The following is a 25,846-nucleotide window of genomic DNA, read 5'->3' as shown; positions in this document are numbered from 1 at the left end:
GTGCTCGACCTTCGCTCGCACTTGTGCCTTGGCCTTCTCGATCTTGCGCTTGGCTTTGTACAGGGCGCTGCGTTTATCGAGCTTCTTGTAGGTGCTGCGGCGTGCTGCGACCTGCCAGATCACTTCGCGGCCAGCATGTTCGGGGCGCTTTTCGACGCCGGTGTAGCCGGCATCGGCGCAGACGACGTTCTCTTCACCGTGCAGCAGTTTGTCGACCTGGGTGATATCCGCCACGTTTGCCGCCGTGCCGACCACGCTGTGCACCAGCCCCGACTCGTCATCCACACCGATGTGGGCCTTCATGCCGAAGTAGTACTGGTTGCCCTTCTTGGTCTGGTGCATCTCCGGATCGCGCTTGCCGTCCTGGTTCTTGGTCGAGCTGGGCGCGTGGATCAGTGTGGCATCGACGATAGTGCCCTGGCGCAGCGACAGGCCGCGATCCCCCAGGTAGCCATTGATTACGCCGAGGATGCCGGCTGCCAGCTCATGTTTCTCCAGCAAGCGACGGAAATTTAGGATGGTGGTTTCGTCGGGAATACGCTCCAGGCTCAGCCCGGCGAACTGACGCAGGATGGTCGTCTCGTAGAGCGCTTCTTCCATGGCCGGGTCGCTGTAGCCGAACCAGTTCTGCATCAGATGGATACGTAACATGGCCATCAGCGGATAGGCTGGACGACCACCTTCACCCTTTGGGTAGTGTGGCTCGATCAGGGCAATCAATCCCTTCCACGGCACCACCTGATCCATCTCGATCAGGAACAATTCCTTACGGGTCTGCTTGCGCTTGCCGGCGTACTCGGCGTCGGCGAAGGTCATCTGCTTCATGGAAAAACTCGGCTGGCGGGATCGGCGTGTTTCACCAGATTCGGGAAGTCTTTTTCAGACCTTCCCTAGATGAGTGGAAGCTTCGAATCGTCACCGCAATCAGCTACTGCCGTTTTGTTGTAATCAAAGGGGAGACTTCTTCTTTCTATGCAGAGACTTTTCGGACTGAGTGGTGGTGGCCGTCCGCCACGCTCCGGGCGACTATCCAGCCGGCAAACAGGGCGATGTGTTCGCGGTCGAGTTCAGGGTAGCGCGCATGTCCTGCCTTGGCCTGAGCGACGGTCCGGTGTTCCAGTACAAAGAGCCTTTTCGTTCCAGGTCGCGACCGATGATCAGGCTGAGACGGACCACTTGTGAACACGATCATTAACAATGGGGCCAGGTGAGCGCGTATGGCTGGTACAGGGACGAGTGGGTGTTTCGTGGTAGATCTCCCTGCATATTCTGACGGCTGCAATACCCAGCCCTGATCGAGCGGCAACAACGCGTTCGTTCGAGGCCATTGATGGCATGACGAAGATCGACTTTGCCGCGATCGAGGCTGCGCTGAAGGCTTGATCTTCAACGTCTGAATCCAGCCCCAATGACTGAGCCTGCCTGACACCACATGCGATTCTGAGGCTGCTGCGGCCCCTCCGCGTGACTCGCAGAGTTCCGTGCTGTGATCCACCTCTGCTGCGACTCGGTCAAGCTAAATGCAATCGTTGGTCAGGAGCTTCTATAAAACGCAGGCATAATCTTGTTATGATATCGCTGGCGTCAAACTCGGCAGATGATACGGCCTTATAGATTTACTTAAGAGTGTATGTCGTATATTAAATACGTGGCCTAAATGCTGTGCTGTGCTTTGCTTCGGATTGTTCCTGTGTCCGATTTTGGTAGTGTCTAACTATCTCAATCCTTCGCAAGTGGTGCGGGATGTTGCAAGGTGGGCGATATTTTTATAGTAAATTGGGTTTGTAAATATTTTAATTGGAAGCTAGTGTTTATGATGATGGGCGAACAAGCATCTCAGATTAATAAAGCTGCGGAACTTCGTCGTAAAAAGCTGCGCGGCAATGTGGGCAAGGCTGTTGTAGATTATGCAATGATCGAAGATGGCGACAAAATTATGGCCTGCGTAAGTGGTGGCAAAGATTCATTCGTTATGCTTGACGCTTTGCTGCACTTGCAGAGAGTTGCGCAAATAAAATTCAGTGTTGTGGCGGTTAATCTTGATCAGAAGCAACCTGGCTTTCCGGAGCATATCTTGCCTGAGTTTTTCGAGGCTAAAGGGATTGATTACTATATAATTGACAAGGATACTTATTCCGTTGTCAAGAGTAAGATCCCGGAGGGTAAGACTACTTGTTCTCTTTGCTCTAGACTCAGAAGGGGCACGCTTTATAGTTTTGCTGAGGAAATTGGGGCTACTAAATTGGCACTCGGTCATCATATGGATGACATGGTTGAAACTTTGTTTCTGAACATGTTCTTCCAGGCGCAAATGAAAGGGATGCCTCCTAAGCTTCTTAGCGATGACAAGAGAAATATAGTTATCCGGCCGCTCGCCTACTGTCGCGAGAAAGATATAGCAAAGGTCGCTGCCGATAGCGCATATCCAATCATTCCGTGCAATCTCTGCGGCTCGCAAGAGAATTTGCAGAGGAAAAAAATCAAGTCGATGATTGCGGAGTGGGATTCGGTAAATCCTGGCTGCGTAGAAAACATCTTTCACAGCTTACAAAACGTAAGTCCATCCCAGTTAGCTGATCGTAGTCTCTTCAATTTTATAGATCTATCCATTGATAGGTCGGATGCCCGACCGCCCTACGAATTCGAAGCAGCCGAGGTTTCATCATCCAGCGTTGAAGGCCGGATTGATGTCGTTCGGATTTTGTAAAGGTTCAAGGTGATTTTTCGGGGGGGGGAGAGGGTGTTTAGAGGCCAAGAAGACGCAAAATTTACTTTTTCGCATTTTTCTGTAAAGCCAGCTTTCTATTTAATTCATTTAAAATCAACAAGTTGCGATTATTCTGATGCTGTCCAGTTATGTTTTCTTAAGCTATAAGGAAAAGACAGCTACACCATGCTCGATGTGCTGCTCTATCTGCAGAAGGTCGCGCCGATCAAGTTCGAGATCGTTGCCGTGAACATGGACCAGAAGCAGCCCGGCTTTCCCGAGCATGTCCTTCCCGAATACCTTAAGTCCATCGGCGTCGAGTACCACATCATCGAGAAGGACACCTACTCGGTGGTGAAGGAGAAGATTCCGGAAGGCAAGACCACCTGCTCGCTGTGCTCACGCCTGCGCCGCGGCACACTGTACACCTTCGCCGACGAGATCGGCGCGACCAAGATGGCGCTCGGGCATCATCGCGACGACATCCTGGAAACCTTCTTCCTCAACATGTTCTACGGCGGCACGCTGAAGGCCATGCCGCCCAAGCTGCTCTCCGACGATGGCCGCAACGTAGTGATTCGCCCGCTGGCCTACTGCAACGAGGCGGACATCGAGGCGTACTCGCAGATGAAGGAGTTTCCGATCATCCCGTGCAACCTCTGTGGTTCGCAGGAGAATCTGCAGCGCCAGGTGGTCAAGGAAATGCTGCAGGAATGGGAGCGCAAGTCGCCAGGCCGCACCGAGATCATGTTCCGCGCGCTGCAGAACGTCGTGCCTTCGCAACTGGCCGACCGCAACCTGTTCGATTTCAAGAGTCTGCGTATCGACGACAGCGCCACGCCGCGCTTCGTCGATGTGATGAGCTTGTAGGCCGGGGCGGGCGGCGCTCCGCTGGGGCGCGTAGCGGCGAACCAATATAACGCCGAGGTTTGCCTGGGCGTTCGCGTGTTGGGCTTCGCGGAACTCACTCCAATCTATGTATGAACTCACTGCCACTGTGGTGCACGCCGAGAGATCTACCGGGTGCGCTGCTTGTGGTTTCGGCACACGCTTATGGCCTTTGCCCCCGATGTCGGTGGTTATCGTATGGCAATGGTTTGGATGGATCGGCGTGGCCATTGCGGGGGCATATTTACCGCCGCCTATGTGAACCACCGGCTGGAGAGCGTTGGCTCGCCATGAGCCCCTCCCAACCGGCCCTTCGGAGTCCGGAGGTGGCGTCTAGACAAAAAACTGTCGGGAGAGGTTTTTGGCGTCGTGCAGCGGGCGGCTACTAGGGACGGTGGACCACAAAAAACTCCCCTGGGAGCTCAGGGGAGTGGCTCATCGCCGACACGGGGATTTCAAACCGTGCATACCCGTGCCGCACCTGGACTCTGAGCCCTGGTGTGGCGTGGAATATCGAGCCCCATCGCGGCAAGCCCAATGCCCATGGGGGGAATTCAAATCGGTCCGCGCGCTTCGCGACGATGGGCGACGGTGTGGCCGAGGGCGGCCTCGTAGCTCAGCGTCTCCAGCTTCGGCCGGTAGTCCTTGAACGCGGCGTAGACGGTGAGCACCTTGTCCTCGGCGCTCTGGCCCTTGAAGTCCTCCTTGTCCAGCCGCAGGTCGTCGGCCAGGGTGTTCCACACCGCGCCTTCCTCGTGCGCCTGCAGCAGCAGGGTCACGCCGTCGAGCTCGGTGTACAGCGACTGGCCGAGGTTCTCCACGTAGAAGATCACCGGCGCGCCGTCGGCCAGGTCGCCGCGATAGCGTTCGATGAACAGCGGCAGGTGGGCCAGTTCGATCAGGGCCCCGGCCATCATCGCCAGTTTTCCCTGCTGCTCGAGCATGACCGCCTGCTTGACCACGGCGGTCGGTGGCAGGCGGCGGCCGGAGGCATCGGCGATCTCGCCTTCCTCGAGTACCAGGTCGCCGCGGAAGGCGTAGGTGTCCGGCTTGGTGGTCGCGCCGTTGACGCTGACGTTGCACAGCAGGTTTTGCGTTTCGTAGGTTTTCAACAGCATGGTCATGCTCTCTCGTGGGAAAAACGGGTCAGGCCACCTGCGGGGAACCTTCGGCCAGGCCGAGCAGGTCGTGCCAGTCGACCTCGACCAGTTCCAGCTGCTTGCGCAGGCAGACCTTGCGGTCCTTCGCGGTGGGCGAGGGGATCAACGCCCAGCCGGCGGGCGTGGCGGCATCGTGGATCAGGTCGCTCATCACCATGCGTTCGGTGTCGCGGTTGAACTGCATGCCGAGAAACAGGTAGCGGCGGTTCTTGCGCCGCAGTTTGAGCCAGGCGGGGATGGCGAAGCCGCCCATCAGTTCGGTGATGTAGTCGACGAAGTCGGCGTCGCTGGCGACGTAGGAGGGCGTCGGCAGCGGCGTGCCCAGCGGCTTGAACAGCACCGGCAGGTCGGGGTCGACCTCGCTCTGGTCGATGCGCCGGTAGCGGCCCTCGTCGAAACGGTAGATATCGAAGCGATAGGGGCTGGCGGCGATGCGCGCGGCGCCGACCACCAGGGTATGCGGGCGGTCGGCATAGCAGCGCTGCAGCTGGGTGTCGCGGTTGCAATCGATGATGTAGGGCAGGTTCAGCCCGGCCAGCCAGCGGTGCAGGGGCGCGGGCGTCCAGTTGTCGCCGCCGTAGGTCTGGGTCAGGAAGCGCTCGATGAAGCTGCGGCCCTTCTTGTTCTCCAGGTGCATCGCGGCGCGGGGGAACTCGTACATCAGTCGCGGCGCCATGGGTTGCCCGCCGGTCATGGCGAGGATCAGGCTTTCGCTGTCGGCCGGCAGCGGCTGGCCAGTGTCGCGGTCGACCACGCCGCGCAGCACGCCGGGGCCCAGGTAGGGCACCAGTTCGTGGGCGCTGAGGCGGGCGGCGATTTCCTTCAACGGATCGTTCACGGCAAATCTCCTGCGGCCGGGTGGGTGTGCCGGTAGCCGATCGCAATAACCGAGCCAGTTCCAGGGTGTCGCGCAAGTCCTTGATATATAGGGCGTTGGTGTCGAGATAGTTGCCGTTTTCGGAAAGTACGAAGAGTGCTGAATACGACAATTGTCATGTTCGCAACAGAGTCAGGCGAGCAAAGAAATCCCGCTCCTCAGGCGTTCGTTGTTTGTAGTCATTGCAACAGGGACGACTGTCGATTGTTAACTATCGAACTGCCGCAGATCATTTCCGATAATCAATTAAATTCAATTAAAACAGATAGATAGCTCCTCGGCTCGGCACTGGCACAAAGGCTGCTACTGCTCTGTTGCGCAGGCTTGTTCGTGCCTATAGCCCACGTCAAGTGGTAACGAAACCTGAGGAACTTAATTATGGCAATGCGTCAATGCGCTATTTACGGGAAGGGTGGAATCGGCAAGTCCACCACGACCCAGAACCTCGTGGCGGCCCTGGCCGAACTCGGCAAGAAGGTCATGATCGTCGGCTGCGACCCCAAGGCCGACTCCACTCGCCTGATCCTGCACTCCAAGGCGCAGAACACCATCATGGAAATGGCCGCCGAGGCCGGTACCGTGGAAGACCTGGAACTCGAGGACGTGCTCAAGACCGGCTACGGCGACATCAAGTGCGTCGAGTCGGGCGGTCCGGAGCCGGGTGTGGGCTGCGCCGGTCGCGGCGTGATCACCGCGATCAACTTCCTCGAAGAGGAAGGCGCCTACGAGGATGACCTGGACTTCGTCTTCTACGACGTGCTCGGCGACGTGGTCTGTGGCGGCTTCGCCATGCCCATCCGCGAGAACAAGGCCCAGGAGATCTACGTCGTCTGCTCCGGCGAGATGATGGCGATGTATGCCGCCAACAACATCTGCAAGGGCATCGTGAAGTACGCCAACTCCGGCAGCGTGCGCCTCGGCGGGCTGATCTGCAACAGCCGCAACACCGACCGCGAGGACGAGCTGATCATGGCCCTGGCCGACAAGCTGGGTTCGCAGATGATCCACTTCGTCCCGCGCGACAACGTCGTGCAGCGCGCCGAAATCCGCCGCATGACCGTCATCGAGTACGACCCCGCCGCCAAGCAGGCCGACGAGTACCGGACCCTGGCGAAGAAGATCGTCGAGAACAAGAAACTGGTCATCCCCACCCCGATCAGCATGGACGAGCTAGAAGCCCTGCTCATGGAGTTCGGGATCATGGACGAGGAAGACATGAGCATCGTCGGCAAGACCGCCGCCGAGGAAGTCGTTGCCTGATCGCTTCAGCAGAACGGGGCAGGGCGGATGGGCCCTGCCGGGGTGTCGCACCGTGCCCGGCACGGTGCGGTGCGCCCGTGACCCGCACATGAACGCAAGAGGAGGTCAATCATGACCGGTATGTCCCGCGAAGAGGTGGAATCCCTCATCCAGGAAGTCCTGGAAGTCTATCCGGAGAAGGCCCGCAAGGACCGCGCCAAGCACTTGTCGCCCAACGACCCGGCGCTTGAGCAATCGAAGAAGTGCATCACCTCCAACAAGAAGTCCCAGCCGGGGCTGATGACCATCCGTGGCTGCGCCTACGCCGGCTCGAAGGGTGTGGTCTGGGGGCCGATCAAGGACATGATCCACATTTCCCACGGGCCGGTGGGCTGTGGCCAGTACTCGCGCGCCGGGCGGCGCAACTACTACATCGGCACCACCGGTGTGAACGCCTTCGTCACCATGAACTTCACCTCGGATTTCCAGGAGAAGGACATCGTCTTCGGCGGCGACAAGAAGCTGGCCAAGCTGATCGACGAGATCGAGACGCTGTTCCCGCTGAACAAGGGCATCTCCGTGCAGTCCGAATGCCCCATCGGCCTGATCGGCGACGATATCGAGGCGGTCGCCAAGAAGAAGGCCGCCGAGCACGAGACCACCGTGGTGCCGGTGCGTTGCGAAGGCTTCCGCGGGGTGTCGCAGTCCCTCGGCCACCATATCGCCAACGACGCCATCCGCGACTGGGTGCTGGACAAGCGTGACGACGACACCAGCTTCGAGACCACGCCCTACGACGTCTCCATCATCGGCGACTACAACATCGGCGGCGATGCCTGGTCCTCGCGCATCCTGCTCGAGGAAATGGGCCTGCGCGTGGTGGCGCAGTGGTCCGGCGACGGCACGATTTCCGAGATGGAGCTGACGCCCAAGGTCAAGCTCAACCTGGTGCACTGCTACCGCTCGATGAACTACATCTCGCGGCACATGGAAGAGAAGTACGGCATCCCGTGGATGGAGTACAACTTCTTCGGCCCGACCAAGACCGCCGAGTCGCTACGGGCCATCGCCGAGCATTTCGACGACAGCATCAAGGCCAAGTGCGAGCAAGTGATCGCCAAGTACCAGCCGGAGTGGGAGGCGGTGATCGCCAAGTACCGCCCGCGCCTGGAAGGCAAGCGCGTGATGCTCTACGTCGGCGGCCTGCGTCCGCGCCACGTGATCGGCGCCTACGAGGACCTGGGCATGGAAGTGGTCGGCACCGGCTACGAGTTCGGCCACAACGACGACTACGACCGCACCCTCAAGGAAATGGGCAACGCCACGCTGCTCTACGACGACGTCACCGGCTACGAGTTCGAGGAGTTCGTCAAGCGCATCAAGCCCGACCTGATCGGCTCCGGCATCAAGGAAAAGTACATCTTCCAGAAGATGGGCATTCCCTTCCGGCAGATGCACTCCTGGGATTATTCCGGCCCGTACCACGGTTTCGACGGCTTCGCCATCTTCGCCCGTGACATGGACATGACCCTGAACAACCCGTGCTGGAAGAAGCTGCAGGCGCCCTGGCAGAAGGCCGAGGAATCGGCCGAGAAGGTCGCCGCCAGCGCCTGATGGTCCGCAGTCGTACGCAACGTCCGCGGCGGCCGGCGCAGGCCGGTCGCCGCCGATATCCGTGATCGCCGTTCACAGATGAGTGAGGCGAAGGAGAGAGTCATGAGCCAGCAAGTCGATAACATCAAACCCAGCTACCCGCTGTTCCGCGACGAAGAGTACAAGGACATGCTCGCGCGCAAGCGCGACGCCTTCGAAGAGAAGCATCCGCAGGACAAGATCGACGAAGTCTTCCAGTGGACCACCACCCAGGAGTACCAGGAACTCAACTTCCAGCGCGAAGCCCTGACCGTCAACCCGGCCAAGGCCTGCCAGCCGCTGGGCTCGGTGCTCTGCGCCCTGGGCTTCGAGAAGACCATGCCCTACGTGCACGGCTCGCAAGGGTGCGTGGCCTACTTCCGCACCTACTTCAACCGCCACTTCAAGGAGCCGGTGTCCTGCGTGTCCGACTCGATGACCGAGGACGCGGCGGTGTTCGGCGGCCAGCAGAACATGAAGGACGGCCTGGCCAACTGCAAGGCCACCTACAAGCCGGACATGATCGCCGTGTCCACCACCTGCATGGCCGAGGTCATCGGCGACGACCTCAACGCCTTCATCAACAACTCGAAGAAGGAGGGCTTCATCCCCGAGGACTACCCGGTCCCCTATGCCCACACCCCGAGCTTCGTCGGCAGCCACGTCACCGGCTGGGACAACATGTTCGAGGGCATCGCCCGCTACTTCACCCTCAATCACATGGACGACAAGGTGGTCGGTAGCAACCACAAGATCAACGTCGTTCCCGGCTTCGAGACCTACTTGGGCAACTTCCGCGTGATCAAGCGCATGCTCAAGGAAATGGACGTCGGCTACAGCCTGCTCTCCGATCCGGAAGAAGTGCTCGATACCCCGGCCGACGGCCAGTTCCGCATGTATTCGGGCGGCACCACCCAGGACGAGATCAAGGACGCGCCCAATGCCCTGAACACCCTGCTGCTGCAACCCTGGCAACTGGAGAAGACCCGCAAGTTCGTCGACGGCACCTGGAAGCACGAGACGCCCAGGCTGAGCATCCCCATGGGCCTGGACTGGACCGACGAGTTCCTGATGAAGGTCAGCGAGATCAGCGGCCAGCCGATCCCCGAAAGCCTGGCCAAGGAGCGCGGCCGCCTGGTCGACATGATGACCGACTCGCACACCTGGCTGCACGGCAAGCGCTTCGCGCTGTGGGGCGATCCGGACTTCGTCATGGGCATGGCCAAGTTCCTCCTGGAACTGGGCGCCGAGCCGGTGCACATCCTCGCCCACAACGGCAACAAGCGCTGGAAGAAGGCCATGGACGCGATCCTGGAGTCCTCGCCCTACGGCAAGAACTGCACCGTGTACATCGGCAAGGACCTCTGGCACATGCGCTCGCTGGTGTTCACCGACAAGCCGGACTTCATGATCGGCAACAGCTACGGCAAGTTCATCCAGCGCGACACGCTGCACAAGGGCAAGGAATTCGAGGTGCCGCTGATCCGTCTCGGCTTCCCGATCTTCGACCGCCACCACCTGCATCGCCAGACCACCCTCGGCTACGAAGGCGCCATGCAGATGCTGACCACCCTCGTCAACGCCGTGCTCGAGCGCCTCGACGACGAGACCCGTGGCATGCAGACCACCGACTACAACTACGACCTGGTCCGTTGACCGCGAGCGGGGAGGGCGACCTCCCCATCCTGGCCGGCCGGCGCACCGCAATGGTCGTCGGCCGGCCAGCCCCATTTTCAGGAAGCCTCCCATGCCCAGTGTCATGATCAGCCGCAACAAGAATGGCCAGCTGACCTTCTACATCGCCAAGAAGGACCAGGAAGAAATCGTCGTCAGCCTGGAACACGACAGTCCCGAGCGCTGGGGCGGCGAAGTCGCCCTGGCCGATGGCTCCAGCTACTACCTCGAACCCCTCTCGGCGCCGCCGAAACTGCCGATCACCCTGCGCGCCAAGCGGGCCGGCGAGGGCTGAGCGATGGCGCCCAGCAACGGACGGGCTCCGCTGCCGGCTCACCTGGCCCTGCGCATCGCCCTGGCGGCGCGCGAGCTGAACGGCGTGGATACCGCGCAACTGCTGCGCACCCTGCTCAGCGTCACCGGCGAGCCGATCACCGAGGCGCGCCTGGCCAGGCTGCGCCTCAACCGCCTGCGCAACCGCCTGCTGAACACCCTCGATGGATCGCCGCCAGCGCTCAGCGAACGGCAACTGCAACGTGCGCTCGGCCTGCTCAAGGGGCGCGGCGTGCGGATGCCCGAGGAACCGTTGCCGGTCGTCGAGCCCTACCAGGAAGGCGAACTGCCGGATTCGGTCCGCATCGCCTGCAGCTCCGACGGCGGCGAACGTCTGGACGGCAGCTTCGGCAGCTGCGCGCGCTTTCTCGTCTACCAGATCTCGCCGAGCGCCAGCCGCCTGGTCGCCCTGCGCGAGCCGGGGCCGGTCGCGCCCCACGAGGATCGCCATGCCCGCCGCGCCGAACTGCTGCACGACTGCCAACTGCTCTACACCCTGAGCATCGGCGGGCCGGCGGCGGCCAAGGTGATTCGCGTCGGCACCCACCCGGTCAAGGTCATGCGGCCGATACCGGCCCGCGAGGTCGTCGAGGAACTGCAACAGGTACTGGCCACCGCGCCGCCGCCCTGGCTGGCCAAGGCCATGGGCGGCGAACCGCTGGGCCGCCGCGACGCTTCGATCGACGAAAGAGAGGACACCCCATGATCAGCCAGACCCAGCTCGAGGACGTCATCCGCCAGGCCGAAAGCGCCCCGCTCGACGCAACGCTGCTCGCCAGCCTGCGCAGCGCCCACCCCGGCGTGCACTTCACCTGCTGCATGGACGACGACGTGACGGTCAATGCCAGGCCCATCGCCGAGCGGCCGGGATTCAACGTCTACCTGGTCAACTCCAGCCAGCACTGCTCGGTGCTGAGCAACGACCTGGACGCCGCCTCGGGCATCGTCCTGGCCGAAGTCATCGCCGACTGAGCGTGCCCATGCACAACGATGGTGGCGAGGACATCACTCCCCTGGCGGACTGCCGCGACTGCAGCTTTCGCGGCGACCTGCTGCCCAGCGGCCGCTGCACGCCGGGCGACCGCTGCGTGGCGATCCACAGCGGCCGGCAGATCGACCGTTTCTTCCGGCAGAATCCGCAGCTGGCCGTGCACTACCTGGCCGATCCGTTCTGGGAGCGACGCGCCATCGCCGTGCGCTACGCCCCGGTGGAGGCGCTGCTGCCGATGATCCACGACGTCGACGAAGCGGTGCGCCGTGCCGTCGCCTACCGCCTGCCGCGCGAGCGCCTGGGCGAACTCATGCGCGACCCGGATCGGGAAGTGCGCATCACCGTCGCCGACCGCCTGCCGGCCGAGCAACTGGAGCGGATGGCTGCCGACCCGGATTACCTGGTGCGCGCCTACGTGGTCCAGCGCATCGCCCTGGGGCGGCTGTTCCGCTTCATCCGCGACGAGGACCGCCAGGTGCGCAAGTTCGTCGCCCAGCGCCTGCCCGAGGAAAGCCTCGGGTTGATGGTCACCGACCCCGAACCGGAAGTCCGCCGCCTGGTCGCCGCGCGCCTGCATGGCGAGGACGTGCTGGAAATGCTCCACGACCCCGACTGGACGGTACGCCTGGCCGCCGTGGAAAACGCCCCGCTCGACGCCCTGCGCGAGCTGAACGAAGACGATCCCGAAGTCCGGAGCGCGATCGAAGAGCGATTGGGTAGGTTGGGTTGAGGTAGGTTGGGTGGGGCCGCCGAGGTTGAGCTCCGCGAAGCCCAACGAGCGAGGCATCGGGTAACGCAATCGTTACGGCGTTGAGCTTCGGCACGTCGGATATTCGCCTTGGCCCCGGCGTGATGTTGGGCTTCGCCGCTTCGCGGCTCAGCGGAGCGCCGCCCGACCCAACCTACGTGCCTCCAGACGGCGCGCTCACGTTTGCGTCGGCGCGACAACGGAATCGCCTCGTATGCGGGCAGGCGACGGGAGAAGCTGCTCTTGATCAACGCCCAGCGCAGCGGGTAGTCGGCATCGCCCTCGGGCAGTCGCCATACGGCGTGCAGGTGATCCGGCAACACCACCTGCGCGACGATCTCGAACGGATGTCGGGCCTTGGCCAGGCGAAAGGCGGCGCGAAGCGCGTCGATATGCTCGGTGAGCAGGCACTGGCTGTGATCGGCCAGCCCGAGGGTGAAAAAGAACGTGCCGCCCGGCACGAAAGCGCGTCGATAGTGCATCTCATCGTCCTTGATGAATTGGCTTGGCGAAATATAGGGCAACTCGTTAGGGTCTGTTGCCGTTTCATCGCGAGCCGCGTTGCTGCGAGAAATAGCCCCCGGTTAGGCGCAGGACGCAGGTAATGGTCATTCCCTTGCCAAGTCCTGCAACGACAGCGGGGGCTATTTCCCGCGCAACCCGAAGGGCCGGGCCTGTTTTACCGCGATGCGGCGTTACTCGATGGCTCATTTAGGCGACTAAACTTCGCATCTCGTGCCTTGCCTCGCGGTAAAACAGGCTCCGGCGCGGCCGCGAATGAAACGGCAACAGACCCTAGCGAAAAATGTAATCCCGATCGGTCGGCTGGTGGTTGTAGGTTGGGTTGAGCGAAGCGAAGCCCAACGTGCGCGGCGTCCGGCACGGATTCGTCACGGCGTTGCGCTTTTGGACGTTCCGGAGATTCACCTTGGCCTCGGAGCGATGTTGGGCTTCGCCGCTGCACGGCTCAGCGGATCGCCGCCCGACCCAACCTACGGTCACCTGCCGAATCCTTTGTTGCGAACCCGACATCCGGAGATGTTTGCGACAATCCGATTTCAATGAAATCCTTTAAAAATCAATAAATTGCTTTTTGGTACAGGCATTGCACCCACCTCGTTGCGCATGACCACGACGACCGGAGGGTGCGATGAAAGCCAAGGACATTGCCGAGCTGCTCGACGAGCCCGCCTGCACGCACAACAAGAAGGAGAAGTCCGGCTGCGCCAAGCCGACGCCGGGCGCCACCGATGGTGGCTGCGCCTTCGACGGCGCGCAGATCGCGCTGCTGCCGATCGCCGACGTGGCGCACATCGTCCATGGGCCGATCGCCTGCGCCGGCAGTTCCTGGGACAACCGCGGGACCCGCTCCAGCGGCCCGCAGTTGTACCGCATCGGCATGACCACCGATCTCTCCGAGCAGGACGTGATCATGGGGCGCGCCGAGAAGCGCTTGTTCCACGCCATCCGCCAGGCGGTGGAGAGCTACGCGCCTCCGGCGGTGTTCGTCTACAACACCTGCGTGCCGGCGCTGATCGGCGACGACCTCGATGCCGTGTGCAAGGCCGCCAGCGAACATTTCGCCACCCCGGTGGTGCCGGTGGACGGCGCCGGCTTCTACGGCACCAAGAACCTCGGCAACCGCATCGCCGGCGATGCCATGGTCAAGCACGTGATCGGCACCCGCGAGCCCGACCCGCTGCCGGCCGGCAGCGCGCGCGCCGGCATCCGCGTGCACGACGTCAACCTGATCGGTGAATACAACATCGCCGGCGAGTTCTGGCACGTGCTGCCGCTGCTCGACGAGCTGGGCCTGCGCGTGCTCTGCACGCTGTCGGGCGATGCGCGTTTTCGCGAGGTGCAGAGCATGCACCGCGCCGAGGTGAACATGATGGTCTGCTCCAAGGCCATGCTCAACGTCGCGCGCAAGCTGCAGGAGCGCTTCGGCACGCCCTGGTTCGAGGGCAGCTTCTACGGCATTACCGACACCTCGCAGGCGCTGCGCGACTTCGCCCGGCTGATCGGCGACGCCGACCTCGCCGCACGCACCGAAGCGCTGATCGCGCGCGAGGAAGCGAAGATTCGCGCGGCGCTGGAGCCCTGGCGCGAACGCCTGGCCGGCAAGCGCGTGCTGCTCTACACCGGCGGGGTCAAGTCCTGGTCGGTGATCTCCGCGCTGCAGGACCTGGGCATGAAGGTGGTCGCCACCGGCACCAAGAAATCCACCGAGGAGGACAAGGCGCGCATCCGCGAGCTGATGGGCGACGACGTCAAGATGCTCGACGAGGGCAACCCGCGCGCGCTGTTGCGCACGGTGGAGGAATACCGCGCCGACATCCTCATCGCCGGCGGTCGCAACATGTACACCGCGCTCAAGGGGCGCATTCCCTTCCTCGACATCAACCAGGAACGCGAATTCGGCTATGCCGGCTACGACGGCATGCGGGAACTGGTGCGCCAGCTGTGCCTGACCCTCGAGAGCCCGGTGTGGCAGGCGGTGCGCCAGCCGGCGCCGTGGGAGCGGCGCGCCGTGCCGGCCGAGGCGCCGGCTCCCGTGCTGGCGAACGCCTGAGGAGAACGTGATGGCGCAGATCATCAATCGCAACAAGGCGCTGGCGGTCAGCCCGCTGAAGGCCAGCCAGACCATGGGCGCCGCACTGGCCTTCCTCGGCCTGGCGCGCAGCATGCCGTTGCTGCACGGTTCGCAGGGCTGCACGGCGTTCGCCAAGGTGTTCTTCGTCCGGCACTTCCGCGAGCCGGTGCCGTTGCAGACCACGGCGATGGACCAGGTCAGCTCGGTGATGGGCGCCGACGAGAACGTGGTCGAGGCGCTGCGCACCATTTGCGACAAGCAGCATCCAGCGGTGATCGGCCTGCTCAGCACCGCGCTGGCGGAGACCCAGGGCTGCGACCTGCACAGCGCCGTGCATCAGTTCCGCCGCGAATATCCCGAGTACGGCGACGTGGCCGTGGTGTCGGTGAACAGCCCGGACTTCAGTGGCTGCTTCGAAAGCGGCTTCGCCGCCGCGCTCAAGGCGATGATCGAGGCGCTGGTGCCCGAGCGCCGCGACCAGGTCGGCCTGCGGCCGCGCCAGGTCAACGTGCTGTGCAGCGCCAGCCTGACACCCGGCGACCTGGAATTCGTCGCCGAGAGCATCGAGAGCTTCGGCCTGCGGCCGTTGCTGATCCCCGACCTGTCCGGCTCGCTGGACGGCCATCTCGACGAGGCGGCCTTCAACCCGCTGACCACCGGCGGGCTGACCCTCGACGAGCTGGCCAGCGCCGGGCAGAGCGCCGCCACCCTGGTGGTCGGCCAGAGCCTGGCCGCCGCCGCCGATGCGCTGGCCGCCCGCAGCGGCGTGCCGGACCGGCGTTTCGGTTTGCTGCTGGGCCTGGAAGCGGTGGATGCCTGGCTGATGGCGCTGAGCGAGATCAGCGGCAACCCGGTGCCGGAGCGCTGGCAGCGCCAGCGCCGGCAGCTGCAGGACGCCATGCTCGATACCCATTTCATGCTCGGCGACGCGCGCCTGGGTATCGCCGCCGATCCCGACCTGTTGCTCGGTTTCGACGCCCTGGCGCGCGGCATGGGCGCGCAGCTGGTGGCCGCGGTGGTGCCGGCGCGCGCCCCGGCGCTGGCCGATGCGCCGCTGGCGCGCATCCAGGTCGGCGACCTGGAGGATCTGGAGCAGGCCGCCCGCGACGGCGGTGCCCAACTGCTGCTCGGCAACAGCCACGCCCTGGCCAGTGCCGGCCGCCTGGGCGTCCCGCTGCTGCGCGTGGGCTTTCCGCAGTACGACCTGCTGGGCGGCTTCCAGCGCTGCTGGAGCGGCTACCGGGCCAGTGCGCAGGCGCTGTTCGACTTGGCCAACCTGCTCACCGAACACCATCAGGGTATCGCGCCGTATCGCTCGATCTATGCGCAGAAACCCGCCTCCGACCATTCGCAATGGAGTCACTGAGCCATGGCCAGCCCCATCCGACAACTGCAGGTACTCGACGGCGAGAACGACGGCACGCTGCTCAAGGTGGCCTTCGCCTCGTCCGATCGGCGCACGGTCGACCAGCATTTCGGCTCGTCGCGGTCGTTCGTGTTCTACGGCATCGACCCCGAGCGGGCCGAGCTGCAATCGGTGGTGGAGTTCGGCGAGCTCGACCAGGACGGCAACGAGGACAAGCTGGCGGCCAAGCTGGAACTGCTCGACGGCTGCATCGCGGTGTATTGCCGCGCCTGCGGCGCTTCGGCGGTACGCCAGCTGCTGGCGATCGGCGTGCAGCCGGTCAAGGTCAGTGAGGCCGAGAGCATCGCCGAACTGATCGAAACGCTGCAGGCCGAGCTGCGCGAAGGCCCTTCGGCCTGGCTGGCCAAGGCGATCCGGCGCACCCGTGGCACGCCGGACCAGCAACGTTTCGAGGCCATGGCCGGCGAGGCCTGGGACGAATAGCCCGACACCCGCAATCGAGGACAGCGTTATGTATGCAGAAGAACAACAGGCGGTCGTGCGCGACGACGACCCGGCCCTGCAGGACCCGGTGATCAAGCAGATGGTGGTGCAACTGCGTGCCATGGACAGCTACGGCACCTACGACACCTGGAGCGACGCGCGGGTGCTCGACCCGCTGGTGCTGACCCGCGAGCGGCGCCGGGCGATCCCCATCGTCGGTGATCCGGACGAGGTCACCCTGTCGCGGGTCAAGGCCTTCTACAACGCCCTGGCGCAGATGATCGAGCGCGAGACCGGGCTGCTCGCGGTACCGGTGATCAACATCACCCACGAGGGCTTCGGCCGCGCGCTGATCCTGGTCGGCAAGCTGGTGGCGCTGGACAAGACCCTGCGCGACGTCCACCGCTTCGGCTTCGAATCGCTCGAGGCGCTGTCGCTCGACGCGCAGAAGCTGCTGGGCAAGGCGACCGCGCTGGTCGCCGAGCACCGTGCGGTCGCCGAGTTGTAAGGGGAGGCGAGCCGATGACCGAAGAGGAACTCAAGGCGTTGAAGAAGGAAGTCAGCCAGAAGAAGCGCATCGCCACCGAATGGGCGTCGCAGATCCACGATCTGGTCGAGGACCGGCTGCTGATCGATTACCGGCAATTGCCGGAACTGGCGACGCAGGCGCACCAGGCCTGCCTCGACTGGGCCGAGGCCAACGCCCGGCTGGAAGCGGCCGGCAACGCCTGACCCCCAATACAGAGCGGGCCTGAGCCCGCCGTATCCCTAACCGTAGGCCGCCGCCATGCCATTGGCGGGCAGGAGATGACAGATGGAAGCAGTGATAACCGGGCGTACGCGCGGTGGCGCCGAATGGGTGCCGCAGTTCGTCACCGCCGTCGATGCGCAGAAGTGCATCGGTTGCGGGCGTTGCTACAAGGTGTGCCCGCGCGACGTGTTCGAGCTGGTGGAGCGCTCCGGCATGGTGGACGAAGACGACGACCTCTACGACGAGGACGACGAGATGATGGTCATGGCCATCGCCGACGGCCTCGACTGCATCGGCTGCAAGGCCTGTGCGGCGGTCTGCCCGAAACAATGCCATACCCATCAGGCCCTGGCCGGTTGAGGAGCTGCTGACATGCCAAGACCCGACTACCACATCTTCCTCTGCCTGCAGCGCCGCGCCGAGGGGCACCCGCGCGGCAGTTGCGCTGCGAAGGGCGGCGAAGCCCTGTTCGACGCCTTCTCCCAGGCCCTGATCCGGCGCAACCTGATCGGCCGCATCGCCTTGACCGGCACCGGCTGCCTGGGGCCCTGCCAGGCCGGTGCCAATGTGCTGATCTACCCGGGCGCATTGATGTACAGCTGGGTGGAGCCGGCGGACGCCGACACCATCCTCACGCATCTGCTCGAAGGCGAGCCCTTCGCCGACAAGCTCACCCCCGCGGAGCTCTGGTGAGGCATGGGTGAGGTGCTGTTGCTGGAGCCCGAACGGGCGTTCTTTTCCGACCGTACGCCGACCGGGCTGCGCTACCTGCTGAACAGCGCGCGCGGCCTCGAGCATCCGGCGGCGGTCGAAGCCCTGCTGTTGGAGGCCCGGCGGCGCTGGAGCGAGGAGCCGGACGCACATGTCGGCCTGTACAAGTTCTACTTTCTCCAGGCCCGCTACGCGGAGGCCGAAGCCGCCGTATGGGAAGCCCTGCGGCGGGCCGCGGCCTGTGCCGGCTTCAGCCGCAACTACCGGCGCCTGCACCCTGCCAGCGCCGATTGGCAGACGCGCCGCGGTGCCGAGCGGCTGTATCTGTTCAGCCTCAAGGCGCTGGGCGTGATCCGCCTGCGCCGTGGCAAGGTGGACAACGCGCGGCGGGTGCTGGAGAAGCTGCTGGAGCTCGATCCGGGCAACGAGATCGGCGGCGAGGCGTTCCTGCAGATCGCCCGCGCCTTCGAGGAGGAAAACTGATGGCGCCATCGTTCGAAGCACGCCTGCAGGCGGCACGGCCGCTGTTCGGCGAAATCCAGCGCGCGCTGCAGGATTGCCTGCAGCGTTCGGCCATCCGCCTGCAACTGCCCGACGAGTGTGAACCGTCGCGCAGCGAAGTGCGGGTCGACCCGTTCGATCGCAGCGAATGCTTCTACAGCGAATGGCGCAGCGCCCAGGGCGATTTCCTCGGCAGCATGCAGATCAACGGCGACGGTCAGGTCTACGCCGAATTCGACGTGCTGCTGGCGCACCCGCACAAGCCGGCCTGGATGGTGGAAGCCGTTGCCGCCTGGGGTTGGCCGGGGGCGCTGAAAAGCGAGTTGCGTCTGCTGCCGGCGCTCGATCATGAATGAGCTCTATGACTGGCTGCTGGCCAGCGCCGCGCAGGCGCGGACTGTCGAACATCTGTGCCTGGGGTTGAACTGGACGCTGGCCGAAGTCGACGGCAACCAGGGCTTCGCCTTCAGCCCGCGCCAGGTGCCGCGCACGCTCGGCTGGTCGGGCACGCTTGCCGGCCAGGGCAACGCCGCGCTGCTGCCCTGGCTGCTGTCATGGAACAGCGCCGAAGCCGCGATCGGCCTGGCTGTGCTCAACGCCAGCGTGAACACGGCGGCGGGCTGCCAGCGCGAGGCGCAGGCACTGCGCACGGAGGCACCGGGGCATCTGCAGGTATTCGCACATTTCCGCCCACGGCTGGCAGGCCAGCGGGTCGTGGTGATCGGCCATTATCCCGGCCTCGAACGGCTCTGGCAGGACCAGCCCTATCAATGCCTGGAGCGCCATCTGCAGGAGGGCGACCTGCCCGATTGCGCCGCCGAGTACCTGCTGCCCGAGGCCGACTGGGTGTTCGTCAGCGCCAGCAGCATCGCCAACAAGACCTTGCCGCGCCTGCTCGAGCTGTCGCGCCAGGCACAGGTGGTGCTGATGGGGCCGAGCCTGCCCTGGCTGGATGGCTGGCGGCGCTTCGGCGTGGATTACCTGGCCGGGGTTCGCGTGGCCGACCCCGCCAGGGTGCGGCGGGTGATTGCCGAGGGGGGTGGCACGCGCCTGTTCGCCGGGCCGGTGGAGTATGCATTGATGGCGCTCGGCGGATGAGCACGTTACCGGCGAGCGGCCGGCTGGAGTGGCGTGTGCTGGTCTGCCACAAGCACCCGGTCAGCGCGCGCCTGCGCTTCCTCGTGCCGCAACGTGGCGGGGTCGTGCTGCCGCAACCCCTCCCCAGGCTCGCGGTCTTCGCCGAGGCTCCGGCGCAGGGCGACCCTCTGATCCATCCGGCGCATGCGCTGCGCAGCCTGCAGCGTGAACTGGGCGTCGAGAAACCGCTGGAACTGGTGGGTGATTATCGGGTCGGCCTCGAAGTCGCGGGCGCGGTTCTGCCGGTGTTTCTCGCCGCGCTCGATGGGCATGAGCCGTGTTCGGCAGTCATCGGGACCCGTTGGATCGAGCTGACCCAGAGCATCGGCATGCCCTGGCTGGATCGCGAACTGCTCAGGCGGGCCTATGAGGTGCTGATCGGGTGAAGCGAAAACGCGAGGATGAAGGACTTCTGGTCGGGGCACGAAGCGGAGAAGCCCAGCGAGACGCCGGGCTTTCGGCTACCTTGGCATATCAGGCGCGCAGCAGTGCCTTGGCCATCTTCGGCGACAGCTGGGCTTCGCTGAACTGTGGCTCGTTCGGCGGGTAGAGCAGGTCCTCGATGATGCTGTAGCCGTGTTCCTTGCCGAGGGCGATCACGTCGCGGACCTTTTCACAGGCCTTGAGTTTTTCGCCGAGCGCCGGGTCGTTCAGGGCTTGGCTCGAGAAGGCTTGGATTTCCTTGATGGACATAGGGTTCTCTCTGTTGCGATGACTGGAACCAGCGCCGAACGGCTGGCAAGGCATGCCATAGCAACATCGATGCCTGAGATCATTCCATTGAATATCAATGGCTTATGGAGTTTGGGCCGGCTGCCGATTGTCGTATTGGCGACAATCGGACAACAGCCGGGTTCAACCTGGCAGGGCCACGGCCTTGATCTGTGCCCACAGCGGCAGCCCGGTAGCGGATGCCCACGAAACTGAGGATGATGGTTCCATTGGCCACGATTTCCTCGAAGGGAATCGCCTGGGAGCGGAACAGCAAGGCGGAGGCCACCACGACCAGGCTCATGGACTTGTTCAGAATCACCGCAGCAAGCGCCGTGAAGCCAAACAAACCGATCAGCAGCGGTAAGCGGAATTCGGCGCCGCCCAGTCCGATCAGCCCTCCCAGAACGCCGATGGAAGCCCGCTGAGTGCGGCGAGTGCGAGTCGTGGTGTGTCAATGGATGCGCTGGGCATCGCTGATTTCCTTTTTTGACGTTCGGTTTGGCAGCCAGGCGGCGCTGGCTCCGTTGAGATACGGCGGAGTCATCGCTATGAGGCCGCTGGGTTGGAGGCGGAATAGGCTGTCCTGCTCGCTCATCCCAGTAGTGCGACAGCCTTGATCTGTGCCCAGAGATCCTTGCCAGGTGTGATTCCCAATTGGGTTGCGGAGCGCAGGGTGATGCGTGCCAGAAGCGGAGTGCCGCCGGCGTTGAGCCGGACCAGTACATGCGCCGGAGTGTCCGCCGCCGCCACTTCGCACACGGTCGCGGGCAGGATATTGCTGATGCTGGTATTGCCGTGGTGTTCGGTTGCCAGGCTGACGTCGCGGGCATGCACGCGAAAGCGCAGGCGCTGGCCGAGCGCTTCCGGCCGCTGTGCCACCAACACTTCGCCGCCGGGGAAAGCCAGTCGGGTCAGATGATAGGTGTCGTCGTGCCCGGCCACCACCGATTCGACCACCACGCCGGCGTCCTCGCCGAGGGCGGTGGGCAGGTCCAGTCGTGCCAGGGTTTCGCGCAGGCCGCCGGCGGCTACCGCCCGGCCCTGGTCGAGCAGCACCACGTGATCGGCCAGCCGCGCCACTTCGTCCGGCGAATGGCTGACGTAGAGCACCGGGATGTCGAGTTCGTCGTGCAGGCGTTCCAGATAGGGCAGGATTTCGTTCTTGCGCTTGAGGTCCAGCGCCGCCAGCGGTTCGTCCATCAGCAGCAGGCGCGGGCTGGTGAGTAGGGCGCGGGCGATGCCGACGCGCTGGCGTTCACCCCCGGACAGGCGTCCCGGCAGGCGCTCCAGCAGGTGTTCGATGCCCAGCAGCGCCACTACATGATCCCAGTCTACCCGGCGTTGCGCGGCGTTGACCCGGCGCATGCCGTATTCCAGGTTGCGCCGTGCCGAGAGGTGCGGAAACAGGCTGGCTTCCTGGAACACGTAGCCCAGGGCGCGCTTGTGCGTCGGGACGAAGAGCCCCGTCGCGCTGTCCTGCCAGCATTCGCCGTTGACTTCCAGGTACGCCTCGCCGGCGCGCTCCAGGCCGGCGACGCAGCGCAGGCAGGTGGTCTTGCCCGAGCCCGAGTGGCCGAACAGCGCCGTCACGCCGCGGCCAGGCAGGGCGAGGTCGACGTCCAGTTCGAATCCGGACCAGGCCAGGCGGAAGCGGGCGCGGATCTGTCCGGTGGTTGGTGAGTCGTTCATGCACGAATCCCTTCAATTGAGCCCGGGCTTGACACGACGGCTGGAGTAGAGCGCCAGCAGCACGCAGAAGGAGAACACCAGCATGCCACCGGCCAGCCAGTGGGCCTGGGGGTACTCCATGGCCTCGACGTGATCGAAGATCTGTACCGAGACCGTGCGGGTGACACCGGGGATGTTGCCGCCGATCATCAATACCACGCCGAACTCGCCGACGGTATGGGCGAAGCCGAGGATCGAGGCGGTGACGAAGCCCGGCCTGGCCAGCGGCAGCACTACGCTGAAGAAAGTGTCCCAGGGACTGGCGCGCAGGGTGGCGGCCACCTCCAGCGGGCGCTCGCCGATGGCCTCGAAGGCGTTCTGCAGCGGTTGCACGACGAAGGGCATGGAATAGAACACCGAGCCCACCACCAGCCCGGCGAAGGTGAAGGGCAGCAGGCCCAGGCCGAGGCTCTGGGTCAATTCGCCCACCGGGCCGTGCGGGCCCATGGTGACCAGTAGGTAGAAACCGAGCACCGTGGGTGGCAGCACCAGTGGCATAGCCACCATCGCGCCGACCGGCCCCTTGAGCCGCGACCGCGTGCGCGCCAGCCACCAGGCGATGGGTGTGCCGATGAGCAGCAACAGCAGCGTGGTCAGCGAGGCCAGCTCCAGCGTGAGGCGGATGGCGGCGATATCGTGGGCGGATAGCGGCATGGCTCAGTTCTGGTAGCCGTACGCGGTGATCACCTTGGCCGCCTGCGGCCCTTTCAGGTAGTCGACCAGCGCCTGGGCGGCCGGGTTGTCGACGCCTTTCTTCAGGATCACCGCATCCTGGCGGATCGGTTCGTACAGGGTGTCCGGCACCACCCAGGCGGAGCCCCCGGTGATCTCGCCATCCTTGTACACCTGGGACAGGGCGACGAAGCCCAGCTCGGCGTTGCCGGTGGCGACGAACTGATAGGCCTGGGTGATGTTGCCACCCTCGACGAGCTTCGGCCGGACGCTCTCGCTCAGGCCGAACTTGTCCAGCACCTGGGTGGCGGCCAGGCCGTAGGGGGCGGTCTTCGGGTTGGCGATGGACAGGTGCTTGAAGTCGTTCTTCTTCAGTACGGCGCCCTGTTCGTCGACGTAGCCGGGTTGCGCCGACCAGAGCACCAGCTTGCCGATGGCGTAGGTGAAGCGCGAGCCGGGGACGATTTCGCCTTCGCTTTCCAGCTTCGCCGGCGTGCTGTCGTCGGCGGAGAGAAAGACTTCGAAAGGCGCGCCGTTCTTGATCTGGGTGTAGAGGCCGCCGGTGGGGCCGAGCGAGGTTACCACCTTGTGGCCGGTTTCCTTCTCGAAGGCCTCGGCGATTTCCTTGATCGGCGCGGTGAAGTTGGCTGCCACGGCGATGGTCACTTCGGCGGCCTGGGTCGAACAGGCCAGCAGGCCGACGCCCAGGGCGACGAACAGGCGGGAAAGGCTATTCATGGTCACACTCCTTACTGTTGGGATGATCTCGGGGCGCAGGTCAGCCTTGTTGCCGGCTTCATTCGTAGACGGCCAGGATTACGCTGGACGCCTTGAAGAAGGCGCCGACCGGGGTTCCCGGCGCCAGCTCCAGCTCCTGGCAGCTCTCGGCGGTGACCACGCAGGTCACGCTGCGTCCGGACGGTAGCGTCAGGGTCACCTCGCTGTTCACCGGCCCTTCGTGGATCGCCGAGATTTCCCCCCAGAGCTGGTTGCGTGCGGTGAGTTTCACCGAGCGGTCGGTGACCAGCATCACCGAGGACGACTTGACCAGCGCGCACACCTCGCGACCGATGGCCAGGCCCAGGTTCTCCGCGCTGGCGCGGGTGATGATCGCGGCGATCTCGGTCTGCGGGTCGAGCTGGATGCGTACCTCGTAGTCGACGCCGCCGACCCGCAGCCCGGTGATCGTGCCGGCGAACTGGTTGCGTGCGCTGGTTTTCATACTCATGCGCTGCATGAGTTTCTGGAACGACTGGACATCGCCACCGTTCACCTCCTTGAGCCGTTCGGTCAGCCGGTCGAGCGTGGCCTGGTATTCGATTTCCAGGGCGCGGTACATGGCCACGATGCGCCGCCCATAGTCGGTGAGCTGGGTGCCGCCACCCTGGCGGCCGCCAGCGACGCGTTTGACCAGGGGTTCGGGCGCCAGGTTGTTCATGGTGTCGACAGCGTCCCAGGCCGCCTTGTAGGACAGCGGCACGGCCTTGGCGGCGCGGTTGATCGATCCTTCACGCTCGATCGACTCCAGCAGGCGGATGCGGGTATCGCTCAGGGCCGTGCCGACGTCGGTGTCCAGGGACATGCGGGCGAGAAAGCGGGTTGCGTTCATGGCTATCATCCATTCTTTATCTTTGTATGTTTATATAAAGCAAGCGGTATGCCATTGCTGGGTTTCCTGTTGTTCCGTCGCTATAACCCAGGCAGGTACAGTACATCGTGTTGGTGCAGGTTCACTTTCCAACAAATTTATGTAGCTAATCATATAACGATGTCGCAAAGGCGACACGGAGGTTCTGGCATGAAGACAAGTGCTCGCAACGTATTCAAGGGAACCGTCCTGACGCTGCAGCCCGGTGCGGTCAATGCGCTGGTGACGGTCGATCTGGGACAGGGCGACAGCCTGGCCTCGGTCGTCACCATGGAGAGCGTGTCCGCCCTGGAACTGGCCGTCGGCAAGGCGGTGCTGGCCATCGTCAAGGCACCCTGGGTCATGCTGGTCTGTGAGGGCGACGACGTGCGCCTCTCCGCACGCAACCAACTGCGCGGCGTGGTGAAGCATGTGGAACCGGGTTCGGTGAACAGCGAGGTGATCCTGACGCTGCCGGGCGGCACCGAGGTGACCTCGGTGGTCACTCGGGACGCCGTGAAGGAGCTGGGGCTCGAGCCAGGCGTGAATGCCACGGCGATCATCAAGGCGTCGAACGTGATCCTCGGCGTGCCGGCCTGAGGCATGGCCAGTTCCTGGTGTCGTTCAGCATCGACGCCTCTGTAAATGCTCTGGTGTACTGCCCGTTGGGCTTCATGGGGCTTGGCCCAACCGGGCCAGATCGACAGCCACTGGGGGGCACGCCGAGATATCTATCGGGTGTACTGCTTGCGGTTTCGGCGTACGCTTTTGCATGGAATCGCCCTCGCTGCCGGTGGTTATCGTACGGTGCCACCGTGGCGCGCTCGGCGCCTCGGCGAGGGCACCCTTACAATTACAGTCCCGCGCATCGACAACGACGCTCCGCCGCTCTTGTGCCGAGGTGATCGTGGGTTGCGGTCGAGGCGCGTAACGCCGAAGCTCAACATACGCTGGCCGGTATTTCCCGATATGGCGGTTGAAACACTGAAGTGCGCTGGAGTATGGTTCGGCACATATATCGGAGAACAGCATGCCCGTCAGCCTCGCTTCCCTGTCCCTCGCCAACGCCGGTGCCGCACGCGCCGCGCAGTTGCGTGGTCAGGTTGTCGCGGCTGGCGGCTATTACTTTGGGTATTGGTTTAGCCACAGGCGCGCCTGATACCCCACAGGCGCCCTAGCAAGCAGGGTCGCCACCAGAGCAGTTTTCGAACCCCCGGTCGGCCACCCGACCGGGGGTTTTGTTTTTTCGGCCACTCTGGCCCAACGCAACGAGGAACCACGCCATGACTACTTACCGCACCGATCGTTATTACC

The 25,846-nt window shown here is 63.8% G+C and carries 29 protein-coding genes and 3 pseudogenes; 22 read left to right on the top strand and 10 right to left on the bottom strand.

Features of this window, described 5'->3' with window-relative positions:
* A partial coding sequence (locus HZR81_RS12340; RefSeq protein WP_500128241.1) for an IS5-like element ISPa16 family transposase occupies positions 1 to 825 on the bottom strand: 825 nt, incomplete at its 3' end.
* An 86-nt stretch (positions 826 to 911) separates the two neighbouring features.
* Between HZR81_RS12340 and HZR81_RS12335 the strand changes: the two are divergent.
* The 3 genes and pseudogenes from HZR81_RS12335 to ttcA (HZR81_RS12325) all read left to right on the top strand — a co-directional run.
* Positions 912 to 1,383, top strand: a pseudogene (locus tag HZR81_RS12335) (VOC family protein).
* Positions 1,384 to 1,819: 436 nt separating this feature from the next.
* The gene (ttcA, locus tag HZR81_RS12330) at positions 1,820 to 2,707 is read left to right on the top strand and encodes a tRNA 2-thiocytidine(32) synthetase TtcA (RefSeq protein ID WP_161611938.1); all 888 of its coding nucleotides are present in this window, start codon (positions 1,820 to 1,822) and stop codon (positions 2,705 to 2,707) included.
* A gap of 168 nt (positions 2,708 to 2,875) precedes the next feature.
* Positions 2,876 to 3,577 (top strand): annotated as a pseudogene (gene ttcA / locus HZR81_RS12325) (tRNA 2-thiocytidine(32) synthetase TtcA); the annotation flags it as partial.
* A gap of 572 nt (positions 3,578 to 4,149) precedes the next feature.
* On the opposite strand, the gene HZR81_RS12320 reads toward ttcA (HZR81_RS12325), so the two are convergent.
* A complete protein-coding gene (locus HZR81_RS12320; RefSeq protein ID WP_500128240.1) occupies positions 4,150 to 4,719 on the bottom strand; it encodes a hypothetical protein in 570 nt (189 codons plus the stop codon).
* Positions 4,720 to 4,741: 22 nt separating this feature from the next.
* Complete coding sequence (locus HZR81_RS12315) at positions 4,742 to 5,593, bottom strand: SIR2 family protein (RefSeq protein ID WP_500128239.1); 852 nt, start codon at positions 5,591 to 5,593, stop codon at positions 4,742 to 4,744.
* A gap of 417 nt (positions 5,594 to 6,010) precedes the next feature.
* On the opposite strand from HZR81_RS12315, the gene nifH reads away from it, so the two are divergent.
* The 7 genes from nifH to HZR81_RS12280 all read left to right on the top strand — a co-directional run bounded on the left by nifH (position 6,011) and on the right by HZR81_RS12280 (position 12,231).
* The gene (gene nifH, locus HZR81_RS12310) at positions 6,011 to 6,892 is read left to right on the top strand and encodes a nitrogenase iron protein (RefSeq protein WP_102894050.1); all 882 of its coding nucleotides are present in this window, start codon (positions 6,011 to 6,013) and stop codon (positions 6,890 to 6,892) included.
* Between the two features lie 111 nt (positions 6,893 to 7,003).
* Positions 7,004 to 8,485 (top strand): nitrogenase molybdenum-iron protein alpha chain, encoded by a 1,482-nt coding sequence (gene nifD / locus HZR81_RS12305; RefSeq protein ID WP_102894051.1) that lies wholly within the window; start codon positions 7,004 to 7,006, stop codon positions 8,483 to 8,485.
* 102 nt (positions 8,486 to 8,587) lie between these two features.
* Complete coding sequence (nifK, locus tag HZR81_RS12300; RefSeq protein ID WP_500128238.1) at positions 8,588 to 10,159, top strand: nitrogenase molybdenum-iron protein subunit beta; 1,572 nt, start codon at positions 8,588 to 8,590, stop codon at positions 10,157 to 10,159.
* Positions 10,160 to 10,250: 91 nt separating this feature from the next.
* The gene (nifT, locus tag HZR81_RS12295; RefSeq protein ID WP_003297996.1) at positions 10,251 to 10,472 is read left to right on the top strand and encodes a putative nitrogen fixation protein NifT; all 222 of its coding nucleotides are present in this window, start codon (positions 10,251 to 10,253) and stop codon (positions 10,470 to 10,472) included.
* Between the two features lie 3 nt (positions 10,473 to 10,475).
* The gene (locus HZR81_RS12290; RefSeq protein WP_500128237.1) at positions 10,476 to 11,216 is read left to right on the top strand and encodes a dinitrogenase iron-molybdenum cofactor N-terminal domain-containing protein; all 741 of its coding nucleotides are present in this window, start codon (positions 10,476 to 10,478) and stop codon (positions 11,214 to 11,216) included.
* On the top strand, positions 11,213 to 11,482 hold the full coding sequence (locus HZR81_RS12285; protein WP_226685677.1) for a DUF6129 family protein: 270 nt from the start codon (positions 11,213 to 11,215) through the stop codon (positions 11,480 to 11,482). Before HZR81_RS12290 ends, HZR81_RS12285 begins: the two co-directional genes overlap by 4 nt.
* 8 nt (positions 11,483 to 11,490) lie before the next feature.
* Positions 11,491 to 12,231 carry a 4Fe4S-binding leucine-rich repeat protein gene (locus HZR81_RS12280; protein WP_500128236.1) on the top strand — a complete coding sequence of 247 codons (741 nt, stop codon included), beginning with the start codon at positions 11,491 to 11,493 and terminating at the stop codon, positions 12,229 to 12,231.
* A gap of 236 nt (positions 12,232 to 12,467) precedes the next feature.
* On the opposite strand, the pseudogene HZR81_RS12275 reads toward HZR81_RS12280, so the two are convergent.
* A pseudogene (locus tag HZR81_RS12275) lies at positions 12,468 to 12,731 on the bottom strand (REP-associated tyrosine transposase); the annotation flags it as partial.
* 668 nt (positions 12,732 to 13,399) lie between these two features.
* Between HZR81_RS12275 and nifE the strand changes: the two are divergent.
* The 11 genes from nifE (at position 13,400) to HZR81_RS12220 (ending at position 20,177) form a co-directional block, all read left to right on the top strand.
* On the top strand, positions 13,400 to 14,821 hold the full coding sequence (gene nifE, locus HZR81_RS12270) for a nitrogenase iron-molybdenum cofactor biosynthesis protein NifE (protein ID WP_102894055.1): 1,422 nt from the start codon (positions 13,400 to 13,402) through the stop codon (positions 14,819 to 14,821).
* A gap of 10 nt (positions 14,822 to 14,831) precedes the next feature.
* On the top strand, positions 14,832 to 16,208 hold the full coding sequence (gene nifN, locus HZR81_RS12265; RefSeq protein ID WP_500128235.1) for a nitrogenase iron-molybdenum cofactor biosynthesis protein NifN: 1,377 nt from the start codon (positions 14,832 to 14,834) through the stop codon (positions 16,206 to 16,208).
* 3 nt (positions 16,209 to 16,211) lie between these two features.
* Complete coding sequence (locus tag HZR81_RS12260; RefSeq protein ID WP_102894057.1) at positions 16,212 to 16,691, top strand: NifB/NifX family molybdenum-iron cluster-binding protein; 480 nt, start codon at positions 16,212 to 16,214, stop codon at positions 16,689 to 16,691.
* A 28-nt stretch (positions 16,692 to 16,719) separates the two neighbouring features.
* Positions 16,720 to 17,199, top strand: coding sequence for a NifX-associated nitrogen fixation protein (locus tag HZR81_RS12255; protein ID WP_037041258.1), 480 nt, complete (start codon positions 16,720 to 16,722; stop codon positions 17,197 to 17,199).
* A gap of 14 nt (positions 17,200 to 17,213) precedes the next feature.
* Positions 17,214 to 17,423 carry a CCE_0567 family metalloprotein gene (locus HZR81_RS12250; protein ID WP_011912514.1) on the top strand — a complete coding sequence of 70 codons (210 nt, stop codon included), beginning with the start codon at positions 17,214 to 17,216 and terminating at the stop codon, positions 17,421 to 17,423.
* 82 nt (positions 17,424 to 17,505) lie between these two features.
* Positions 17,506 to 17,802, top strand: coding sequence for a ferredoxin III, nif-specific (gene fdxB / locus HZR81_RS12245; RefSeq protein ID WP_020307288.1), 297 nt, complete (start codon positions 17,506 to 17,508; stop codon positions 17,800 to 17,802).
* A 12-nt stretch (positions 17,803 to 17,814) separates the two neighbouring features.
* A complete protein-coding gene (locus HZR81_RS12240) occupies positions 17,815 to 18,135 on the top strand; it encodes a 2Fe-2S ferredoxin (RefSeq protein ID WP_037041255.1) in 321 nt (106 codons plus the stop codon).
* A gap of 3 nt (positions 18,136 to 18,138) precedes the next feature.
* A complete protein-coding gene (locus HZR81_RS12235; protein WP_102894058.1) occupies positions 18,139 to 18,636 on the top strand; it encodes a tetratricopeptide repeat protein in 498 nt (165 codons plus the stop codon).
* Positions 18,636 to 19,010, top strand: coding sequence for a hypothetical protein (locus HZR81_RS12230; RefSeq protein WP_500128234.1), 375 nt, complete (start codon positions 18,636 to 18,638; stop codon positions 19,008 to 19,010). The genes HZR81_RS12235 and HZR81_RS12230 overlap by 1 nt, the downstream gene beginning before the upstream one ends.
* Complete coding sequence (locus HZR81_RS12225; protein ID WP_500128233.1) at positions 19,003 to 19,752, top strand: Rossmann-like domain-containing protein; 750 nt, start codon at positions 19,003 to 19,005, stop codon at positions 19,750 to 19,752. Before HZR81_RS12230 ends, HZR81_RS12225 begins: the two co-directional genes overlap by 8 nt.
* Entirely contained in the window at positions 19,749 to 20,177 is a 429-nt protein-coding gene (locus tag HZR81_RS12220) for a hypothetical protein (protein ID WP_500128232.1), read from the top strand. Before HZR81_RS12225 ends, HZR81_RS12220 begins: the two co-directional genes overlap by 4 nt.
* A gap of 88 nt (positions 20,178 to 20,265) precedes the next feature.
* Here HZR81_RS12220 and HZR81_RS12215 read toward each other — a convergent pair whose 3' ends face one another.
* The 6 genes from HZR81_RS12215 to HZR81_RS12190 form a co-directional block, all read right to left on the bottom strand.
* Positions 20,266 to 20,484 carry a Nif11-like leader peptide family natural product precursor gene (locus HZR81_RS12215; protein WP_265659994.1) on the bottom strand — a complete coding sequence of 73 codons (219 nt, stop codon included), beginning with the start codon at positions 20,482 to 20,484 and terminating at the stop codon, positions 20,266 to 20,268.
* Positions 20,485 to 20,578: 94 nt separating this feature from the next.
* Entirely contained in the window at positions 20,579 to 20,806 is a 228-nt protein-coding gene (locus HZR81_RS12210) for a hypothetical protein (protein ID WP_500128231.1), read from the bottom strand.
* 290 nt (positions 20,807 to 21,096) lie between these two features.
* Positions 21,097 to 22,194: a molybdenum ABC transporter ATP-binding protein gene (gene modC, locus HZR81_RS12205; protein WP_265659992.1), complete on the bottom strand. Its 1,098-nt coding sequence runs from the start codon at positions 22,192 to 22,194 to the stop codon at positions 21,097 to 21,099.
* Between the two features lie 12 nt (positions 22,195 to 22,206).
* Complete coding sequence (gene modB / locus HZR81_RS12200) at positions 22,207 to 22,887, bottom strand: molybdate ABC transporter permease subunit (protein ID WP_265659991.1); 681 nt, start codon at positions 22,885 to 22,887, stop codon at positions 22,207 to 22,209.
* A 3-nt stretch (positions 22,888 to 22,890) separates the two neighbouring features.
* The gene (modA, locus tag HZR81_RS12195) at positions 22,891 to 23,643 is read right to left on the bottom strand and encodes a molybdate ABC transporter substrate-binding protein (protein WP_265659990.1); all 753 of its coding nucleotides are present in this window, start codon (positions 23,641 to 23,643) and stop codon (positions 22,891 to 22,893) included.
* A 58-nt stretch (positions 23,644 to 23,701) separates the two neighbouring features.
* Positions 23,702 to 24,514 carry a TOBE domain-containing protein gene (locus tag HZR81_RS12190; RefSeq protein WP_500128230.1) on the bottom strand — a complete coding sequence of 271 codons (813 nt, stop codon included), beginning with the start codon at positions 24,512 to 24,514 and terminating at the stop codon, positions 23,702 to 23,704.
* A gap of 189 nt (positions 24,515 to 24,703) precedes the next feature.
* Here HZR81_RS12190 and HZR81_RS12185 point away from each other — a divergent pair, with 189 nt between their 5' ends.
* Positions 24,704 to 25,132: a TOBE domain-containing protein gene (locus HZR81_RS12185; protein WP_500128229.1), complete on the top strand. Its 429-nt coding sequence runs from the start codon at positions 24,704 to 24,706 to the stop codon at positions 25,130 to 25,132.
* Positions 25,133 to 25,846: the final 714 nt, after the last annotated feature.

Source organism: Pseudomonas sp. LM13 (assembly GCF_041381355.1).
GTDB lineage: Bacteria > Pseudomonadota > Gammaproteobacteria > Pseudomonadales > Pseudomonadaceae > Stutzerimonas > Stutzerimonas frequens.
This window is presented reverse-complemented; position numbering and strand designations above follow the sequence as displayed.

What these genes read in the sequence shown, in the direction of transcription:
- ttcA (WP_161611938.1), top strand. Translation starts at nt 1,820, where the DNA reads ATGGGCGAACAAGCATCTCAGATTAATAAAGCTGCGGAACTTCGTCGT.
- HZR81_RS12320 (WP_500128240.1), bottom strand. Translation starts at nt 4,719, where the DNA reads ATGACCATGCTGTTGAAAACCTACGAAACGCAAAACCTGCTGTGCAAC.
- nifH (WP_102894050.1), top strand. Translation starts at nt 6,011, where the DNA reads ATGGCAATGCGTCAATGCGCTATTTACGGGAAGGGTGGAATCGGCAAG.
- nifD (WP_102894051.1), top strand. Translation starts at nt 7,004, where the DNA reads ATGACCGGTATGTCCCGCGAAGAGGTGGAATCCCTCATCCAGGAAGTC.
- nifK (WP_500128238.1), top strand. Translation starts at nt 8,588, where the DNA reads ATGAGCCAGCAAGTCGATAACATCAAACCCAGCTACCCGCTGTTCCGC.
- nifT (WP_003297996.1), top strand. Translation starts at nt 10,251, where the DNA reads ATGCCCAGTGTCATGATCAGCCGCAACAAGAATGGCCAGCTGACCTTC.
- HZR81_RS12290 (WP_500128237.1), top strand. Translation starts at nt 10,476, where the DNA reads ATGGCGCCCAGCAACGGACGGGCTCCGCTGCCGGCTCACCTGGCCCTG.
- HZR81_RS12285 (WP_226685677.1), top strand. Translation starts at nt 11,213, where the DNA reads ATGATCAGCCAGACCCAGCTCGAGGACGTCATCCGCCAGGCCGAAAGC.
- HZR81_RS12280 (WP_500128236.1), top strand. Translation starts at nt 11,491, where the DNA reads ATGCACAACGATGGTGGCGAGGACATCACTCCCCTGGCGGACTGCCGC.
- nifE (WP_102894055.1), top strand. Translation starts at nt 13,400, where the DNA reads ATGAAAGCCAAGGACATTGCCGAGCTGCTCGACGAGCCCGCCTGCACG.
- nifN (WP_500128235.1), top strand. Translation starts at nt 14,832, where the DNA reads ATGGCGCAGATCATCAATCGCAACAAGGCGCTGGCGGTCAGCCCGCTG.
- HZR81_RS12260 (WP_102894057.1), top strand. Translation starts at nt 16,212, where the DNA reads ATGGCCAGCCCCATCCGACAACTGCAGGTACTCGACGGCGAGAACGAC.
- HZR81_RS12255 (WP_037041258.1), top strand. Translation starts at nt 16,720, where the DNA reads ATGTATGCAGAAGAACAACAGGCGGTCGTGCGCGACGACGACCCGGCC.
- HZR81_RS12250 (WP_011912514.1), top strand. Translation starts at nt 17,214, where the DNA reads ATGACCGAAGAGGAACTCAAGGCGTTGAAGAAGGAAGTCAGCCAGAAG.
- fdxB (WP_020307288.1), top strand. Translation starts at nt 17,506, where the DNA reads ATGGAAGCAGTGATAACCGGGCGTACGCGCGGTGGCGCCGAATGGGTG.
- HZR81_RS12240 (WP_037041255.1), top strand. Translation starts at nt 17,815, where the DNA reads ATGCCAAGACCCGACTACCACATCTTCCTCTGCCTGCAGCGCCGCGCC.
- HZR81_RS12235 (WP_102894058.1), top strand. Translation starts at nt 18,139, where the DNA reads ATGGGTGAGGTGCTGTTGCTGGAGCCCGAACGGGCGTTCTTTTCCGAC.
- HZR81_RS12230 (WP_500128234.1), top strand. Translation starts at nt 18,636, where the DNA reads ATGGCGCCATCGTTCGAAGCACGCCTGCAGGCGGCACGGCCGCTGTTC.
- HZR81_RS12225 (WP_500128233.1), top strand. Translation starts at nt 19,003, where the DNA reads ATGAATGAGCTCTATGACTGGCTGCTGGCCAGCGCCGCGCAGGCGCGG.
- HZR81_RS12220 (WP_500128232.1), top strand. Translation starts at nt 19,749, where the DNA reads ATGAGCACGTTACCGGCGAGCGGCCGGCTGGAGTGGCGTGTGCTGGTC.
- HZR81_RS12215 (WP_265659994.1), bottom strand. Translation starts at nt 20,484, where the DNA reads ATGTCCATCAAGGAAATCCAAGCCTTCTCGAGCCAAGCCCTGAACGAC.
- HZR81_RS12210 (WP_500128231.1), bottom strand. Translation starts at nt 20,806, where the DNA reads ATGAGCCTGGTCGTGGTGGCCTCCGCCTTGCTGTTCCGCTCCCAGGCG.
- modC (WP_265659992.1), bottom strand. Translation starts at nt 22,194, where the DNA reads ATGAACGACTCACCAACCACCGGACAGATCCGCGCCCGCTTCCGCCTG.
- modB (WP_265659991.1), bottom strand. Translation starts at nt 22,887, where the DNA reads ATGCCGCTATCCGCCCACGATATCGCCGCCATCCGCCTCACGCTGGAG.
- modA (WP_265659990.1), bottom strand. Translation starts at nt 23,643, where the DNA reads ATGAATAGCCTTTCCCGCCTGTTCGTCGCCCTGGGCGTCGGCCTGCTG.
- HZR81_RS12190 (WP_500128230.1), bottom strand. Translation starts at nt 24,514, where the DNA reads ATGAACGCAACCCGCTTTCTCGCCCGCATGTCCCTGGACACCGACGTC.
- HZR81_RS12185 (WP_500128229.1), top strand. Translation starts at nt 24,704, where the DNA reads ATGAAGACAAGTGCTCGCAACGTATTCAAGGGAACCGTCCTGACGCTG.